The organism is Rhodoferax sp. GT1R46, assembly GCF_056521285.1.
Window position 1 is genome coordinate 22,049 of record NZ_JBWMBC010000007.1, and the last position, 15,443, is coordinate 37,491.

12 protein-coding genes are annotated in these 15,443 nt (G+C 54.6%); all 12 read left to right on the forward strand.

Annotated elements, in window-relative coordinates:
• Positions 1-2 precede the first annotated feature (2 nt).
• The 12 genes from sucD to AC097W_RS15155 all read left to right on the forward strand — a co-directional run bounded on the left by sucD (position 3) and on the right by AC097W_RS15155 (position 15,324).
• Entirely contained in the window at positions 3-896 is an 894-nt protein-coding gene (sucD, locus tag AC097W_RS15100; protein ID WP_479603447.1) for a succinate--CoA ligase subunit alpha, read from the forward strand.
• A gap of 137 nt (positions 897-1,033) precedes the next feature.
• Positions 1,034-1,732, forward strand: coding sequence for a TerC family protein (locus tag AC097W_RS15105; RefSeq protein ID WP_479603448.1), 699 nt, complete (start codon positions 1,034-1,036; stop codon positions 1,730-1,732).
• 216 nt (positions 1,733-1,948) lie between these two features.
• Positions 1,949-4,576, forward strand: coding sequence for a CHASE2 domain-containing serine/threonine-protein kinase (locus AC097W_RS15110; RefSeq protein ID WP_479603449.1), 2,628 nt, complete (start codon positions 1,949-1,951; stop codon positions 4,574-4,576).
• A 7-nt stretch (positions 4,577-4,583) separates the two neighbouring features.
• Positions 4,584-5,369, forward strand: coding sequence for a Stp1/IreP family PP2C-type Ser/Thr phosphatase (locus AC097W_RS15115; RefSeq protein WP_479603647.1), 786 nt, complete (start codon positions 4,584-4,586; stop codon positions 5,367-5,369).
• Between the two features lie 48 nt (positions 5,370-5,417).
• Positions 5,418-6,086: an FHA domain-containing protein gene (locus AC097W_RS15120; protein WP_479603450.1), complete on the forward strand. Its 669-nt coding sequence runs from the start codon at positions 5,418-5,420 to the stop codon at positions 6,084-6,086.
• A gap of 56 nt (positions 6,087-6,142) precedes the next feature.
• Positions 6,143-8,392, forward strand: coding sequence for a CHASE2 domain-containing protein (locus AC097W_RS15125; protein ID WP_479603451.1), 2,250 nt, complete (start codon positions 6,143-6,145; stop codon positions 8,390-8,392).
• Positions 8,393-8,402: 10 nt separating this feature from the next.
• Positions 8,403-9,194: a 3',5'-cyclic-nucleotide phosphodiesterase gene (locus AC097W_RS15130; protein ID WP_479603452.1), complete on the forward strand. Its 792-nt coding sequence runs from the start codon at positions 8,403-8,405 to the stop codon at positions 9,192-9,194.
• Positions 9,191-11,611: an ATPase, T2SS/T4P/T4SS family gene (locus AC097W_RS15135; RefSeq protein ID WP_479603453.1), complete on the forward strand. Its 2,421-nt coding sequence runs from the start codon at positions 9,191-9,193 to the stop codon at positions 11,609-11,611. Before AC097W_RS15130 ends, AC097W_RS15135 begins: the two co-directional genes overlap by 4 nt.
• A gap of 186 nt (positions 11,612-11,797) precedes the next feature.
• A complete protein-coding gene (locus AC097W_RS15140; protein ID WP_479603454.1) occupies positions 11,798-12,292 on the forward strand; it encodes a pilin in 495 nt (164 codons plus the stop codon).
• A 355-nt stretch (positions 12,293-12,647) separates the two neighbouring features.
• Positions 12,648-12,836: a hypothetical protein gene (locus AC097W_RS15145; RefSeq protein WP_479603648.1), complete on the forward strand. Its 189-nt coding sequence runs from the start codon at positions 12,648-12,650 to the stop codon at positions 12,834-12,836.
• Between the two features lie 186 nt (positions 12,837-13,022).
• Entirely contained in the window at positions 13,023-13,517 is a 495-nt protein-coding gene (locus AC097W_RS15150) for a pilin (protein WP_479603455.1), read from the forward strand.
• A 100-nt stretch (positions 13,518-13,617) separates the two neighbouring features.
• Positions 13,618-15,324: a PglL family O-oligosaccharyltransferase gene (locus AC097W_RS15155; RefSeq protein ID WP_479603456.1), complete on the forward strand. Its 1,707-nt coding sequence runs from the start codon at positions 13,618-13,620 to the stop codon at positions 15,322-15,324.
• Positions 15,325-15,443 lie beyond the last annotated feature (119 nt).

Genomic DNA, 15,443 nt, shown 5'->3' on the forward strand with positions numbered 1-15,443 from the left:
AAATGTCGATCTATATCAATAAAGACACGCGCGTTATCACCCAGGGCATTACCGGCAAAACCGGTCAGTTCCACACCGAGAAGTGCCAGGAATATGCCAACGGCAAAGAGTGCTTTGTTGCGGGTGTGAACCCCAAGAAGGCCGGCGAGTCGATTTTCAATATTCCAATCTACGCATCCGTCAAGGAAGCAGCATCCGAGACCGGTGCCACCGTGTCCGTGATCTACGTGCCACCGGCTGGCGCCGCTGCGGCGATCTGGGAAGCCGTTGAAGCCGACCTGGACCTGGCCATCTGCATTACCGAAGGCATCCCCGTTCGGGACATGCTGGAAGTGCGCAACCGCATGCGCGCCAAAGAAGCCGCTGGCGGCAAGAAGACCTTGTTGCTGGGACCTAATTGCCCTGGTTTGATTACGCCCGATGAAATCAAGATCGGCATCATGCCTGGTCACATTCACCGCAAGGGTCGTATTGGTGTAGTGAGCCGCTCCGGCACGCTGACGTATGAAGCCGTGGCGCAATTGACCGAAATCGGTCTGGGCCAGTCGACTGCAGTCGGCATTGGTGGGGACCCCATCAATGGCCTGAAGCACATTGATGTGATGCGTGCTTTCAATGACGATCCTGACACCGACGCCGTCATCATGATTGGTGAAATCGGTGGTCCGGATGAAGCCGAAGCCGCGCGCTGGTGCAAGCTCAACATGAAGAAACCCATCGTCGGTTTCATCGCCGGGGTGACTGCTCCTGCAGGCAAGCGCATGGGCCATGCTGGCGCGCTGATTTCTGGCGGTGCCGATACGGCCGATGCCAAGCTGGCGGTGATGGAAGAGTGCGGATTCACAATCACACGCAATCCTTCCGAAATGGCGAAGTTGCTCAAAGCATTGCTGTAAACCACCCGGCGCGGCGGTTCCTCTTTTGGGCGCTGTCGTGGCCAGCGGCCATAATACAAAACCGGATTTCCTGATGGAAATCCGGTTTTGTTTTTGGCGCAACGCTTTTTGCGGGCGTATCCGTTCGGAGAGTCATCATGGAAGAATTTCTTACCGCCCATTTTTGGGTGGCCGTGGGCCAGATCATCATGATCGACGTCTTGCTGGGGGGGGACAACGCCGTTGTGATTGCGTTGGCTTGCCGTCAGTTGCCCGCCAACCTGCGCCTCAAGGGGATTTTGTGGGGAACCGCAGGCGCGATTGTCCTCCGGGTCGTCCTCATCGCTTTTGCCCTCACGCTGTTGCAAGTGCCATTCTTGAAGCTCGTTGGCGCGGCGTTGCTGTTGTGGATTGGCGTCAAGCTACTCGCCCCGCAAAACGACGATGAGCATTCCAGCATACAAGGCAGCGACAAGCTCTGGGCCGCAGTCAAAACCGTCATCATTGCTGATCTGGTAATGAGTATTGACAACGTCATTGCCATTGCCGGTGCTGCGACAGGTGCGGGTGGTCAGCACCAATTGCCCCTGGTTATTTTCGGTCTTCTGGTCAGCGTTCCCATCATTATTTGGGGGAGCCAACTGGTGCTCAAACTCATGGACCGTTTCCCCGCGATCATCACCATTGGGGGAATGCTGCTAGGCTGGATCGCAGGAACCATGGCGCACACGGACCCGGCCGTGCGTGACTGGGTTCCACAAGCAGCCGTGTGGAGCTATGGCTTGGGTCTGATCGGTGCAGTGTTTGTTCTTGTCGCTGGGGTGATGCTTAGAAGTCGCGCGAAACCTGCGGCTTGAACGGTTGCCCAATGAATAATGTCGTTTTGTGAAGAAGTGCCTTGTCGACACCAACGGCATCTGATAACGTGGACCCTCGGCTCGTCCTGTTGGTCGGGGTTTGTCATCGGCGAGCGTCGCGAAGTGCACGCAGCTGCAAATTGGGGTTAGGGTTGGACGGTGGCGAAAACTACTACTAAATCGGGGTCCTTCTGGAGGACCGATTGGTTCGCCGGAGTGGCTATTGTGATTGCGTCCATCGGGTTGCACCTCGCAACCGACTTCATTGGGACTCTGGAGCGTCGGTACTACGACTTTGCCAGCACCAGTACATCCCGGCAGCCGTCCGACCGCATTGCTGTCATTGCCATTGATGACCAGAGTATTGCCAACATCGGTCGGTGGCCGTGGTCGCGGGACATTCACGCCAAGCTGATAGATCAACTCGCGAGGGCCAAAGCCAAAACGATTGTCCATACTGCTTTTTTCTTCGAGCCCCAGATAGACCCCGGCTTGGTCTACATACGCAAAATCAAAGCGGCAATCGGAAATCCGGCTGATGGTGTACTGCCGACCGCAGAGTTGGTAAAGCTGGTTTCAGAGGCTGAGGCGGCGCTGGACACAGACGCTATCCTGGCAGCCAGTATCAAAGATGCGGGCAATGTCCTGCTCCCGTCTGTTTTTACCCTTGGCGACCAACAGGGTAACCCAGACACACTGCTTCCTGGCTTTGCGTTAGGAAGTACGCTTGAAGATCCCAAAGGATTTTCGGTACCCGCTTCGCGGGGTCAGCAACCGATCGGGTTGCTTGGCAGTGCGGCCGCAGGCATCGGCCACTTGAATCAGTTTCCTGATGTGGATGGAGCCGTACGCGCGGAGCCGTTATTGGTCAACTACTACGGGAAAGCGGTCCCCTCTATTGCATTGCTCGCCGCAATCAAGAGCCTGAATTTGTCTTCGGCAGATGTTCAACTCAACGTTGGCGAGTCAGTGCAACTTGGCAAGTTGCGCGTGAAGACGGGTGATTCGGCACTGATGCTGCCTCAGTTCTACAAAGGGCGCGACAACAAGCCAGCCTTCGCTGTAGATTCGTTTTACGACGTATTGTCCGGAAAAATTCCGGCCTCCAAATACACGGACAAGATTGTCATCATTGGCGCGACGGCTGCGGGCGTGGGGGTCCAGTTTCCAGTTCCTGGCAATGCCGCCCTTTCGCCAGCAGAAACCATAGCTCACATTACCTCCAGCATTCTGAACGAGCATTTTATTGTTCAACCCCCGTGGGGCGTATGGGCCACTTTGGCCGTCTTCGTGCTGGTTTCTCTGTACGTGATTGCAGCGTTGCCGCGGCTTTCCGCCAGTATGGCTGCAACGTTGACTTTGACCTTCTTTACCGCACTGTTGGCAGTGGAGTTTGGCCTGCTCTCTGTGGGAGCGATTTGGCTGAAGCTCGTGTTTCCGGCTGCGGTACTGGTGTTGGGCCACTTGGCTTTGACGACCAAACGGTTCTTGATGACTGAGGCGGGTAAGGTTCAAGCCGATGAAGAGTCGGCAGAAACCAATCGCATGATGGGTTTGGCACTGCAGGGGCAAGGCCAATTCGATATGGCTTTTGACCGGTTCCGTCGGGTGCCAATGAGTGACGCGGTGATGAGCAATTTATACAGCCTCGCACTTGATTTCGAGCGAAAACGGCAGTTCAACAAAGCCGAAGCCGTTTATGAGCACATGGCGGCCTTTGACAAGGACTACAAGGACATCAAAACGAGGCTCAGCCGGGCCAGAAATCTTTCGGAAACGGTGATGCTGGGTGGAGCCACAGGCCATTCTGGCGGGACCATGCTGCTCGAAGGTGGAGCGGTGGAAAAGCCGATGCTGGGTCGTTACCAGGTTGAAAAAGAGTTGGGCAAGGGCGCCATGGGTGTCGTGTATCTGGGCAAGGACCCAAAAATCGGGCGTGTCGTTGCCATAAAAACCCTGGCTTTGAGCCAGGAGTTTTCAGGGGAAGATCTGGTTGATGCGCGCGAGAGATTCTTCCGGGAGGCTGAAACGGCTGGGCGGTTGCAGCACCAGAATATCGTTACGATTTTTGACGCTGGCGAAGAGCATGACTTGGCTTACATCGCGATGGAGTTTCTCAAGGGGCGGGATTTGGCTGAACATTGCAAGCAGGGCCACTTGCTTCCCGTTCCTGTTGTGCTGGGTATCGTGGCGCGGGTGGCTGATGCGTTGGCCTATGCGCACAAGCAAAATGTGGTGCACCGGGATATCAAACCGGCCAATATCATGTATGACCGTGAAAGTGATGCGGTTAAAGTCACCGATTTTGGAATCGCACGCATCACGGATTCAAGCAAGACCAAAACCGGTCTGGTGCTGGGGACTCCCAGCTTCATGTCGCCAGAACAACTTGCGGGAAAAAGGGTGGACGGGCGGTCCGATTTGTATTCTTTGGGCGTGATGCTGTTTCAGATGCTGGCGGGGGTGTTGCCGTTCCGGGGCGACTCCATGTCAGAGTTGATGTATAAAATCGCCAACGAGGACGCGCCTGATTTGTACCGCATCCGTCCGGAGTTGCCGCAGATTCTGGTGGACGTTGTGGCACGGGCGCTGACCAAGAGGCCAGAAACCAGGTATCAAAGTGGCGAGCTGTTCGCGGCAGATCTTAATAGTGTGTTGACTTATCTATCGCGAGTGGAGGCTGCCGAGCCAAGGAAACCGGCGGTAGTCAGTGAGGCAGCGCCACCCATGCATTTTGCTGAAACGGTTCCCGCAACGCTTGTCGAATTTGAAAAAACGTCTTTTCAACCAGCGAGGAAGGTGAATCAGGCCTCCGTAGGTGGTCGTGCAGATACTGAAATATAGAGAAAAAATGATATATCAATTCTGCGCAAAGACGGACCCCGGTATGTCCAGGGACAACAATGAAGATTCGGTGGTGTTTGATGAAGCGACCCGCACGGCGGTGTTGGCGGATGGCATGGGCGGATACAACGCCGGAGAAATTGCCAGCGGTATGGCAACCGCTTTCATCAAGTCGGAGCTCAGCCGCTGGTTGAGTGAAGCGGGAGTTGGTGCCAAGTCCCGGGAAGTTCGCCGCGCAATGGAGATCTGCGTGGACAATGCGAACTTGTCGATATTCAACTCCGCCAGTTCCAATGCGCACTACGCCGGCATGGGTACCACATTGGTTGTGGGTGTCTTTCGCGAAGATAAATTGCTAATCGGCCATATAGGCGACTCCCGTTGTTATCGCCTGCGTGCAGGGTTGCTGGACCAGATTACGAAAGACCACTCGCTGCTTCAGGAGCAAATCGATGCGGGGCTGATCACGCCCGAACAAGCAGCGACATCCTCAATCAGGAACCTCGTGACGCGCGCACTCGGAGTAGAGGAGTTGGTGTTGCTGGAAGTCAACGAGTATCAGGTCGAGAGTGGCGATATTTATCTGATGTGTTCAGACGGCCTGTCTGATATGGTAGAAGACTCTGTAATAGAGAAAATTGTTGCGGCAGAGGCTGGGCTGGAACAGAAAGCGGCTCAGTTGATTGACGCCGCCAATGCAAACGGTGGTCGCGACAATATTTCGGTGTTGTTGGTGGCAGTGAGCGAGGCGACTGAAAAGCGGGGTCTAATCGCGAGATTGCTGGGTAAGTGAGTAGCAGATGCGTTTTTCAGAAATAAATTACAGAAAAAGGAGTCGATCATGCCGAAAATGATCGTTTCGATCGATGAGGTCGTGATCAAGGAAGTACAGCTGACGAAGGACCGTACGACTTTGGGGCGCAGACCATACAACGATATCGTGATTGACAACCTCGCTGTCAGCGGGGAGCACGCTGTTCTTCAGATGACGGGTGGAGAGGTATTTCTGGAAGACCTTAACAGCACCAACGGCACCTATGTGAACGGGAAGGCTGTCAAGAAGCAGCAGCTGCAAAATGGCGATGCCATCGAGATTGGCAAGTACAAAATCAAGTTTGTCGGCGACGGTCAGGCCGACAGTTTTGATAAAACGATGGTTTTCAAGTCCCAACCTCTGACGGCGCCGGCCGTAGCGACCCCTTCCGGGTTTGCATCCAGTGGAGGGGGCGATTCGACTGGTTTGGGCGCATTCCATGCTGCCATCAAGGTGTTGTCTGGCGCGGCTTCAGGTCGTGAAGTCCCATTGACCAAAGTGGTCACTACGATTGGCAAGCCTGGAGTGGCCGTCGCAGCAATTACCCGGCGGCAGGGGGGCTTTGTCGTGCACCATGTTGAAGGGGCCGGCAATCCAACGTTGAACGGCTCTCCGATCCGTTCCGATCCGGTTTCACTGAAAAATGGGGACCTGATCGAATTGGCAGGCACGCAAATGCAGTTTGTTCAAATCTGACGCTTGGTGTCTCGTCGGATCGTTCCGCCGGGCACAGGTTGTCAGTTCTCCTTGACATGAGTGCAATTGCAAAGCATTGGCCACGCATTGCGGTCACGTTGATCCCGGTCATCCTCGCACTGCTTCATGTTGCTGGTGTTGCCCATATTGAAGTGTTGCAGCGCCTGGACGACATCATTTATGACGCGCGTTTGCGGGCCACCATGCCAAGAACGATCGACGATCGAATCGTGATTGTCGATATCGATGAAAAAAGCCTTGCGGAGTTCGGGCGCTGGCCTTGGGGCCGAAACAAGTTGGGACGATTGGTTGATGTGTTGTTTGACCAGCACCAAATCGCCGTGTTGGGGTTCGACGTGGTGTTTGCAGAGGCGGACGAGAGCTCAGGTCTCGCTCGGCTCAACGAGTTGGCGCGTACTGAGCTAAAAGATCAGCCCGGCTTCGCCGAACGACTGCGCCAGTTGCAGCCAGCGTTGGATTATGACGGCGTTTTTTCCAAGGCGCTGGCCAACCGCCCCGTTGTGCTGGGCTATTACTTGACTAGTGATCGGGATGGGCGGATCAGCGGGGTCTTGCCTACCCCCGTCCTTTCCCGCGAGGCGCTTCAGGGGCGTACGATCCATGCGACCTCCTGGAATGGCTATGGATCCAATATCGAAAGACTCGCTACGGCGGCGCCCATCGCGGGATTTTTCAACTCAATCACTGACGCCGATGGGGTAGTGCGGTCTTTGCCTTTGCTCGCGGAATATCAGTCACAGTACTACGAGTCCATTGCACTGGCGATGTTCCGTGCGCTAGTGGGCTCGCCTGGCCTGAGACCTGGATATTCGAATGAAGGGGTTTCGTTTCCAAATGGTCAGCGCATGGATCGCGTGGTGTTTGAGCAAGGTGACAAGACTCTGGCTTTGCCAGTGGACGAGAGAGTTGCTACCTTGGTCCCCTTTCGTGGACCCGGTGGCGTTGCTGGAGGATCGTTCCGCTATGTTTCCGCAGGGGATGTTTTGGCTCAGCGGGTCCCCCCGGGTAGCCTCAAAGGCAAGATTATTCTGGTTGGTACCACCGCCCCCGGTTTATGGGACCTGCGGGTCACACCAGTGGGGGAGGCATACCCGGGGGTAGAAACGCATGCCAATGTGATCTCTGGTTTTCTGGATGGCAAGGTTCTACTCAGGCCAGATTACGCATTGGGGTACGACGTTGTGATGCTGACGATTGCGGGGCTCATCTTGGCCTTCGGGCTGCCCCATTTGTCCGCCTTTCGGGCTGTGATTCTCAGTGCGGCGGTATTGTCGATGTTGGCTGGTTTGAACTTCTGGTTGTACCTGTCGTATGGGTTGGTGCTGCCGCTGGCCTCTGCGCTTACGATGGTTCTTTCGGCCTTTGCACTCAATATGAGTTATGGCTACTTTGTGGAGAGCCGTTCCAAAAGAGAGCTGGCCAAGTTGTTCGGTACCTACGTGCCCCCAGAGTTGGTTGATGAGATGGTCAAGGACCCCGATCGGTACAGTATGCAGGCCGCCAACCGGGAATTGACGGTTATGTTTTGCGACATGCGTGGGTTCACCAAAATGTCAGAAAGCATGGAGCCTATTGAGTTGCAAGCGCTGCTGACGGGGGTTTTCAGCCGCTTGACAAGCCTGATACGTGCCAACCGGGGCACTATCGACAAATACATGGGCGATTGCGTAATGGCGTTTTGGGGAGCACCCGTAGAAACGCTCGAGCATGCCCATCTCGGCGTGAGAGCCGCGATGGAGATGGCCGATGCCGTTCGCCACATCAATGAAGACCACTTGGCGCGCGGCTTGCCTGAGATTGGTATCGGCATTGGTTTGAACACCGGTACCATGTGCGTCGGGGATATGGGTTCCAATATCCGTAGAAGCTACACCGTCATTGGCGACGCAGTTAATCTGGGCTCCCGGCTTGAGGGGCTGTCCAAAATCTATGGTGTTGACATCGTTGTGAATGAAACCACACGCCAACTGGCGCCAGATTATGTGTGGCAAGAACTCGATCGGGTCCGGGTAAAGGGCAAGGCACAGGCCGTCTCGATATTCTTCCCTGTGGCTTCCATCCAATTGCAAGACAAGGACATGGCCTACGAACTCAAGACCTGGGCGACCTTCCTGAAAGCATACCGGGCACAGAAATGGGACCAGGCCGAGGTCCTTTTGATCAATTTAATGCGCATGAATGCCAAAAAGTACCTTTACCAACTTTACGGAGAACGGGTAGCCTCAATGCGACTTCTGCCATTCGATCCTGAGTGGGACGGCGCAACCAATTTCGAAACCAAATGAGGCATCCGTCGTGAAAGTTCGTGTATTGGGCTGCTCAGGCGCCATCGCCAGGGATTGCCGCACCACCTCATTCCTGATTGACGGCGATATTTTGCTGGACGCCGGAACCGGTGTAGGCGATCTGACTCTGGACGAAATGTGTGCCATAGACCATGTATTGCTGACGCACTCTCATCTGGACCATGTCGCCGCTTTGCCATTGATGGTTGATGCCATTGCCGCGCGACGGCAAGGGCCCTTGAAGATATATGCCTTGGCCGGAACCATTGCGGCGCTGAAAACTCATATATTCAATGATGTCATTTGGCCAGACTTCACGCGCATACCAAGCCCAGCGCTACCATTTATCAGTTTCTATGAAATTTCTATTGGTCAGACCCTGCAGTTCAACGACAAGTTGGTCGAAGTCCTGCCCGCTGTGCATACCGTGCCTGCAGCCGGGTTTGCTATCAGCGCGGGCAGAGGGTGCTGGGTCTTCACAGGAGATACCGAGCGCAACCCTGCGTTGTGGGTGCGCCTCAACCAACTCAATGTTGCCATGCTGGTGATTGAGACCGCGTTCAGCAACCGCGAAAAGGACCTGGCCCAGCGCAGTTTGCATCTGTCTCCGACGGCGCTGGCGGATGAGTTGGACCACATTGCGCCCAACAAGAATTACCCGATCTACATTACCCATACAAAGCCTGCAGAAACTGAGTTGATCATGGCGGAGGTACAACAGTTTGATCAGACCCATCCGGCTGGGCCTCATGTGTCCCATGACATTCGCAGACTTCGCGCAGGGCAGGAGTTTGAAATATGAGTGCGACCTTGTCCTCTGGTTCTCCCACGCAATCTTCAGAGCAGGCCTTTTTTGAGTCACAAAAGCTGCCTTCGCAAAAGCGGGGCATGACTTTTGAGGCGCTTTTCTATCGCCAACTGCACCATGTCACGGCACGGATTCACGACACCGAAAACCTGGAGCAAATCATGCTCGAGGCCAGTCAGGATATTTGCAAGCTGCTCAATGCCGACCGCTTGACCCTGTATGTCGTCAACGAAGACCACACAGCCATCATCTCCAAGATCAAGACCGGCCTCAACAGCAGTCGCGACCTCAAATTACCGATTACGCCGCAAAGTATTGCAGGCTACGTGGCTTTCAGCCGCACACCGCTGAATCTGGCCGATGTGTACGACGACGAAGCCTTGAAGCAGATTCATCCGTCCTTGACGTTTCTGAAAGAGGTGGACAAGCGTTCGGGTTATCGAACCCGCCAGATGCTGGTGGCCCCCATTCTGGAAGGTGACATCCTGCATGGTGTGCTGCAGGTTATCAATAACAAGAGCGACGAGCCGTTCGGCGAACTGGAAGTAGATGGCGTAACAGAGCTATGCAAGACACTTGCAACAGCTATTCGCCAGCGTGCCAAGGACGCCAACGCGGCTCCGCGCAAAAAAGCGACCAAGTACGACGCGCTGGTAGCCGATGGACTGCTGACTGATGACGAGCTGCACCAGTGCGTGCTGGATGCCCGCAACGAAGGCAAATCAGTTGAAAGCCTGCTAACGGGTCACTACAAAATCAAGCCAGCGCAAATTGGCCCGTCATTGGCCAATTTTTTCAATTTGCCGTACGAGCCATTCAATGCGGGACGCATTCGATCCGAAATGCTGCATGGTCCGCTCAAGCGGGAGTTCATTTTGGAGCAGGGCTGGATTCCGCTGGAGGAGTCGCCTGAAGGGCTGGTGATTATGTGCATGGATCCCGAGGCCGTGCGGGGCTCTCGTATCGTGCCGCAGGTGTTTCCGCGCATTTCCAAATTTGCCTACCGCGTGACCACGCAAACCGAATTTGTGGAGACCTTGGCCCAGCTCTTTGGCGCCGTTGCCGACAGCAGCACCATTGACCAGCTTTTGGCCGACATGGATGGTGGTCCCATCGACGATGGCAGCAACGATGACTCGCTTGAATCTGCTGCGGCCGACAACGAACTGGTGAAGTTTGTCAACAAGGTCATCATCGACGCCTACCATCAGAAGGTGTCCGATATCCACATCGAACCCCTGCCGGGCAAGTTCAAAACCGGCATCCGGTTTCGCATCGATGGCAGCCTGGTGCCCTATGTGGAGGTGCCAGCGCACTTTCGCCAGGCCATGGTCACGCGTCTCAAGATCATGTGCGACCTGGACATTTCCGAGCGCCGCAAACCGCAGGACGGCAAGATCAAGTTCAAGAAGTATGGCCCGCTGGATATTGAACTGCGCGTGGCCACCATTCCCTCTGCTGGCGGAGTGGAAGACGTCGTCATGCGCATATTGGCCGCTGGCGAACCGATTCCTCTGGAAAAACTGGGCTTGACGGCCCACAACAAGTCCCGGCTGGAAGCCACCGTCAGCAAACCCTATGGACTGTTTTACGTGTGCGGCCCTACGGGCTCGGGCAAAACCACCACACTGCACTCCATCCTGAAGTTTCTCAACAAGCCGGACACCAAGATCTGGACCGCCGAAGACCCGGTTGAAATCACCCAAAAAGGCCTGCGCCAGGTTCAGATCAACCGCAAGGCGGGCATCGACTTTGCGCTCATCATGCGTGCGTTTCTGCGGGCCGACCCCGACATCATCATGGTGGGCGAGTCGCGCGACAAGGAGACGGTTTCAATGGGCGTCGAGGCCTCGTTGACCGGCCACCTGGTGTTTTCCACGCTGCACACCAATTCCGCGCCCGAGTCCATCACCCGGTTGATGGACATGGGCATGGACCCGTTCAACTTTGCCGATGCGCTCTTGGGCATTTTGGCGCAGCGGCTAGCCAAGAAACTGTGCGACTGCAAAGCATCGTACGAGCCCGATGCCGAAGAGTTGCGCCTGTTTCTGGCGGAATACGCCGAAGAGCTGCGCCACTCCAAAGCCTGGAAGGAAGACCACGCAGGCGAGAGCAAAAAACTGCTTGAGAGCTGGCGCCAGATCTATGGAGTTGACGGCCAGATCAAGCTTTACAAAGCCGTTGGCTGCGACAAGTGCAACAAGACCGGCTACAAAGGCCGTATTGGTCTGCACGAACTGCTGGTGGCGGACGACGACGTCAAAAAGCTTATTCAGGAACGTGCCCGGGTTGCCGAGCTGTTCGCCATGGCGGTGGAGGGTGGCATGCGGACCCTGAAGATGGACGGCATGGAGAAAGTCATGATGGGTATGACTGACTTGAAGATGGTCCGGTCGGTGTGTATCAAGTGATGGACGGTAAGTGACAAAAATGTCGTGTTGGGCGGCCTGTAGCAAAAAATGTCGCTACGGGCGCCACGCATGGTCGCTTTTTATTGAAAAGGGCTCTGTTTAGCGGCATTTTCCGGGCTTTAGAACCTGGCACGCATTCTGCAAAGCTAAAAGGTCTTTTGTTTTTATTCAACCAAGGAGCTTTTAATGAAGCGTTCTATGCAAAAGGGTTTTACCCTGATCGAATTGATGATCGTTGTGGCGATTATTGGTATTTTGGCTGCGGTGGCGTTGCCTGCTTACCAGGACTACACCGTGCGTGCGAAGGTTTCTGAAGTGATTCTTGCTGCTTCAGCGTGCCGTACGAGCATCACCGAGGTATATCAGAGCACGAACGTTGCTTCGTTGCCCGCTGGTGGTAAGTGGGGTTGTGAGTTTGCAACGGGTGCGAGTTCTGGTCCTACAAAGTATGTTTCCCAAATTGAAACTACAGAGAAGGGCGACATTCGGGTGACAGTGCAAGGACTTACGCCCAACATCCCAGCCGCTTCTTATGTGTCTATGACTCCGACGATCAACGCTGCAGGAACATCAGTTTCTGGTTGGGATTGTGGTCCAACTGGAGCGATGCCCGCCAAGTATTTGCCTGGTTCCTGCCGTGCGACGATTGTCGCTTTGGGCGCAACTTGGGCTGCGAATTAATCCGCTTATTGGATTCGTTTGAGATGGGGTTGGCCTAATTGAAGCCAGCCAATATTTAAAGGGCTCTTCGGAGCCCTTTGTTATTTCCCACTGACGCAATATGGTTCTTTTCGTTTCAGCATTTCTTTTAAGCCTCGCATGGCTCACGGCTGATCATTTTCCGCCCTGGATCAGTTGGCATAACGAAATTGGAGCATTTGCGGCGGTGCTGTGGGCCTTTGGCTGCTTACTGGTACGCCACCACGATAAGCTAAGGCGCCCCGTTGCCTTGCCAAAGTTGATGTGAGACGGCCAGATCAAGCTTTACAAAGCCGTTGGCTGCGACAAGTGCAACAAGACCGGCTACAAAGGCCGTATTGGTCTGCACGAACTGCTGGTGGCGGACGACGACGTCAAAAAGCTTATTCAGGAACGTGCCCGGGTTGCCGAGCTGTTCGCCATGGCGGTGGAGGGTGGCATGCGGACCCTGAAGATGGACGGCATGGAGAAAGTCATGATGGGTATGACTGACTTGAAGATGGTCCGGTCGGTGTGTATCAAGTGATGGACGGTAAGTGACAAAAATGTCGTGTTGGGCGGCCTGTAGCAAAAAATGTCGCTGCGGGTGCCACGTATGGTCGCTTTTTATTGAAAAGGGCTCTGTTTAGCGGCATTTTCCGGGCTTTAGAACCTGGCACGCATTCTGCAAAGCTAAAAGGTCTTTTGTTTTTATTCAACCAAGGAGCTTTTAATGAAGCGTTCTATGCAAAAGGGTTTTACCCTGATCGAATTGATGATCGTTGTGGCGATTATTGGTATTTTGGCTGCGGTGGCGTTGCCTGCTTACCAGGACTACACCGTGCGTGCGAAGGTTTCTGAAGTGATTCTTGCTGCTTCAGCGTGCCGTACGAGCATCACCGAGGTATATCAGAGCACGAACGTTGCTTCGTTGCCCGCTGGTGGTAAGTGGGGTTGTGAGTTTGCAACGGGTGCGAGTTCTGGTCCTACAAAGTATGTTTCCCAAATTGAAACTACAGAGAAGGGCGACATTCGTGTGACAGTGAAAGGACTTACGCCCAACATCCCAGCCGCTTCTTATGTGTCTATGACTCCGACGATCAACGCTGCAGGAACATCAGTTTCTGGTTGGGATTGTGGTCCAACTGGAGCGATGCCCGCCAAGTATTTGCCTGGTTCCTGCCGTGCGACGATTGTCCCTTTGGGCGCAACTTGGGCTGCGAATTAATCCGCTTATTGGATTCGTTTGAGATGGGGTTGGCCTAATTGAAGCCAGCCAATATTTAAAGGGCTCTTCGGAGCCCTTTGTTATTTCCCACTGGCGCAATATGGTTCTTTTCGTTTCAGCATTTCTTTTAAGCCTCGCATGGCTCACGGCTGATCATTTTCCGCCCTGGATCAGTTGGCATAACGAAATTGGAGCATTTGCGGCGGTGCTGTGGGCCTTTGGCTGCTTACTGGTACGCCACCACGATAAGCTAAGGCGCCCCGTTGCCTTGCCAAAGTTGATGTGGCCCTTGGCGGTATTGTGTGTGGTTGTAGTCATACAGGCGATAGCCGGAAACATTGTGTTTTCTGGGGATGCTTGGGTTCTAGTTTTCTATTTGGCGACGTGCGCATTTGCACTTGCATTTGGATATTTGTTCGGATGCGAACGTATAAACGACGCCCCTCTGCAGACGCCGTTCCAATCCCTGTCTCTTGGTTTTTCCATGCTATTGCTGCTCGGAGGGTTGTGTTCCATCGTGGTGGCATTGGGGCAAGTGCTGGATGTCTGGGAGAACGTAATGTGGGTCGTGCGTATGCCCGTTTTGCGCAGACCAGGGGGCAACCTCGGGCAGCCCAACCAACTGGCCACATTGATCTTGTTCTCCATCGCCAGCATCGTCTATCTATTTGAATCCCGTTGGCTGCGGACATTCACAGCATTGCCTGTCGCTGCCGTGTTGCTCATCGGTCTCGCTTTGACTGAGTCGCGCACTGGTGCGTTGGGTTTGTCGTTAATGGCAGCGTGGTGGTTCTTAAAGCGTCGTCGAATCGGGTTTGCCTTGTCGAGCCGTGCAGTCGTTTTGTGGCTGGTCTACTTTGCTTGTTGCTTTTGGTTTTGGCCGACGTTTTTCAACTTCATACAGGACGGGGGCTGGTCTGATGCAGTTGCGGCCCAAGTTAACACCAGCGCTGGTACCCGTCTGGTTGTCTGGCCGCAGCTTTGGGTTGCCGTTCTGCAGCGGCCCTGGTTTGGTTGGGGTTTCGGTGAGGTTTCCACGGCGCACAATGCAGTGCTTCATGCGTACATCGAGAGCGAGCCTTTCACCTATGCTCACAACATCGTTCTGGATATGGCGGTTGGAATGGGACTGCCCCTGACCTTCTTGCTTGTGGGCGCGGTGGTCGCTTGGCTCTGGCGTCGTGTCCGTGCCGCGAATGATCTTGTTAGTTGGTATTGTCTTGCTATCGCATTGCCATTCGGGGTGCATTCGATGTTGGAGTTTCCATTCGCTTATGCATATCTGTTATTCCCCGTCATGTTTTTACTCGGTGTTTTAGAGGCGCGGCTGGCGCCAAACAGTGTTGTGCGCATCCCTTGGTGGAGCGCTGCCGCGGGCTGGGTGTTAGTCAGCACCGCTATGGCCTGGAGTGTCGTTGAGTACATTTCCATTGAAGAAGATTTTCGCGTTGCCCGGTTCGAATTTCTGCGCATTGGGCAGACTTCTGGCGATTACGAGCGTCCACGAATCTATATGCTGACTCAGCTTGAGGCATTGTTGGAAGCGGCACGGATCGAGCCGGCGCCGAAGATGGCACTGGACCAAGTCGAATTGGTTCGAAAAGTCGCCATGCGGTACCCATGGCCCGCGACACAAAAGCGTTATGCCCTCTCTCTTGCCCTGAATGACAACCCGGAAGAAGCCATCCGGCAACTGAAGGTTATGCGCGCCATGCATGGTGAGAAAACGTATGAAGGCATCAAGGCCAACTGGAAAGAGCTGGCAGAAAGCAAGTTCCCCCAACTGGGCCAGTTGACGCTGCCATGAAGCTTAGGGGTGCTGCCGTTTTTCGAGCACTGATATCGATAGTCTTGATAGTCATCTGGCTGGTCCCTTTTTCCAGTGGGCCCACTCCATCAGTCATTCCATGGCTGGTTGCGGCCTTT

Excerpts from the sequence above, each read along its gene's own strand:
- sucD (WP_479603447.1), top strand. The coding sequence starts at position 3 with ATGTCGATCTATATCAATAAAGACACGCGCGTTATCACCCAGGGCATT.
- AC097W_RS15105 (WP_479603448.1), top strand. The coding sequence starts at position 1,034 with ATGGAAGAATTTCTTACCGCCCATTTTTGGGTGGCCGTGGGCCAGATC.
- AC097W_RS15115 (WP_479603647.1), top strand. The coding sequence starts at position 4,584 with ATGATATATCAATTCTGCGCAAAGACGGACCCCGGTATGTCCAGGGAC.
- AC097W_RS15120 (WP_479603450.1), top strand. The coding sequence starts at position 5,418 with ATGCCGAAAATGATCGTTTCGATCGATGAGGTCGTGATCAAGGAAGTA.
- AC097W_RS15125 (WP_479603451.1), top strand. The coding sequence starts at position 6,143 with ATGAGTGCAATTGCAAAGCATTGGCCACGCATTGCGGTCACGTTGATC.
- AC097W_RS15135 (WP_479603453.1), top strand. The coding sequence starts at position 9,191 with ATGAGTGCGACCTTGTCCTCTGGTTCTCCCACGCAATCTTCAGAGCAG.
- AC097W_RS15140 (WP_479603454.1), top strand. The coding sequence starts at position 11,798 with ATGAAGCGTTCTATGCAAAAGGGTTTTACCCTGATCGAATTGATGATC.
- AC097W_RS15150 (WP_479603455.1), top strand. The coding sequence starts at position 13,023 with ATGAAGCGTTCTATGCAAAAGGGTTTTACCCTGATCGAATTGATGATC.
- AC097W_RS15155 (WP_479603456.1), top strand. The coding sequence starts at position 13,618 with ATGGTTCTTTTCGTTTCAGCATTTCTTTTAAGCCTCGCATGGCTCACG.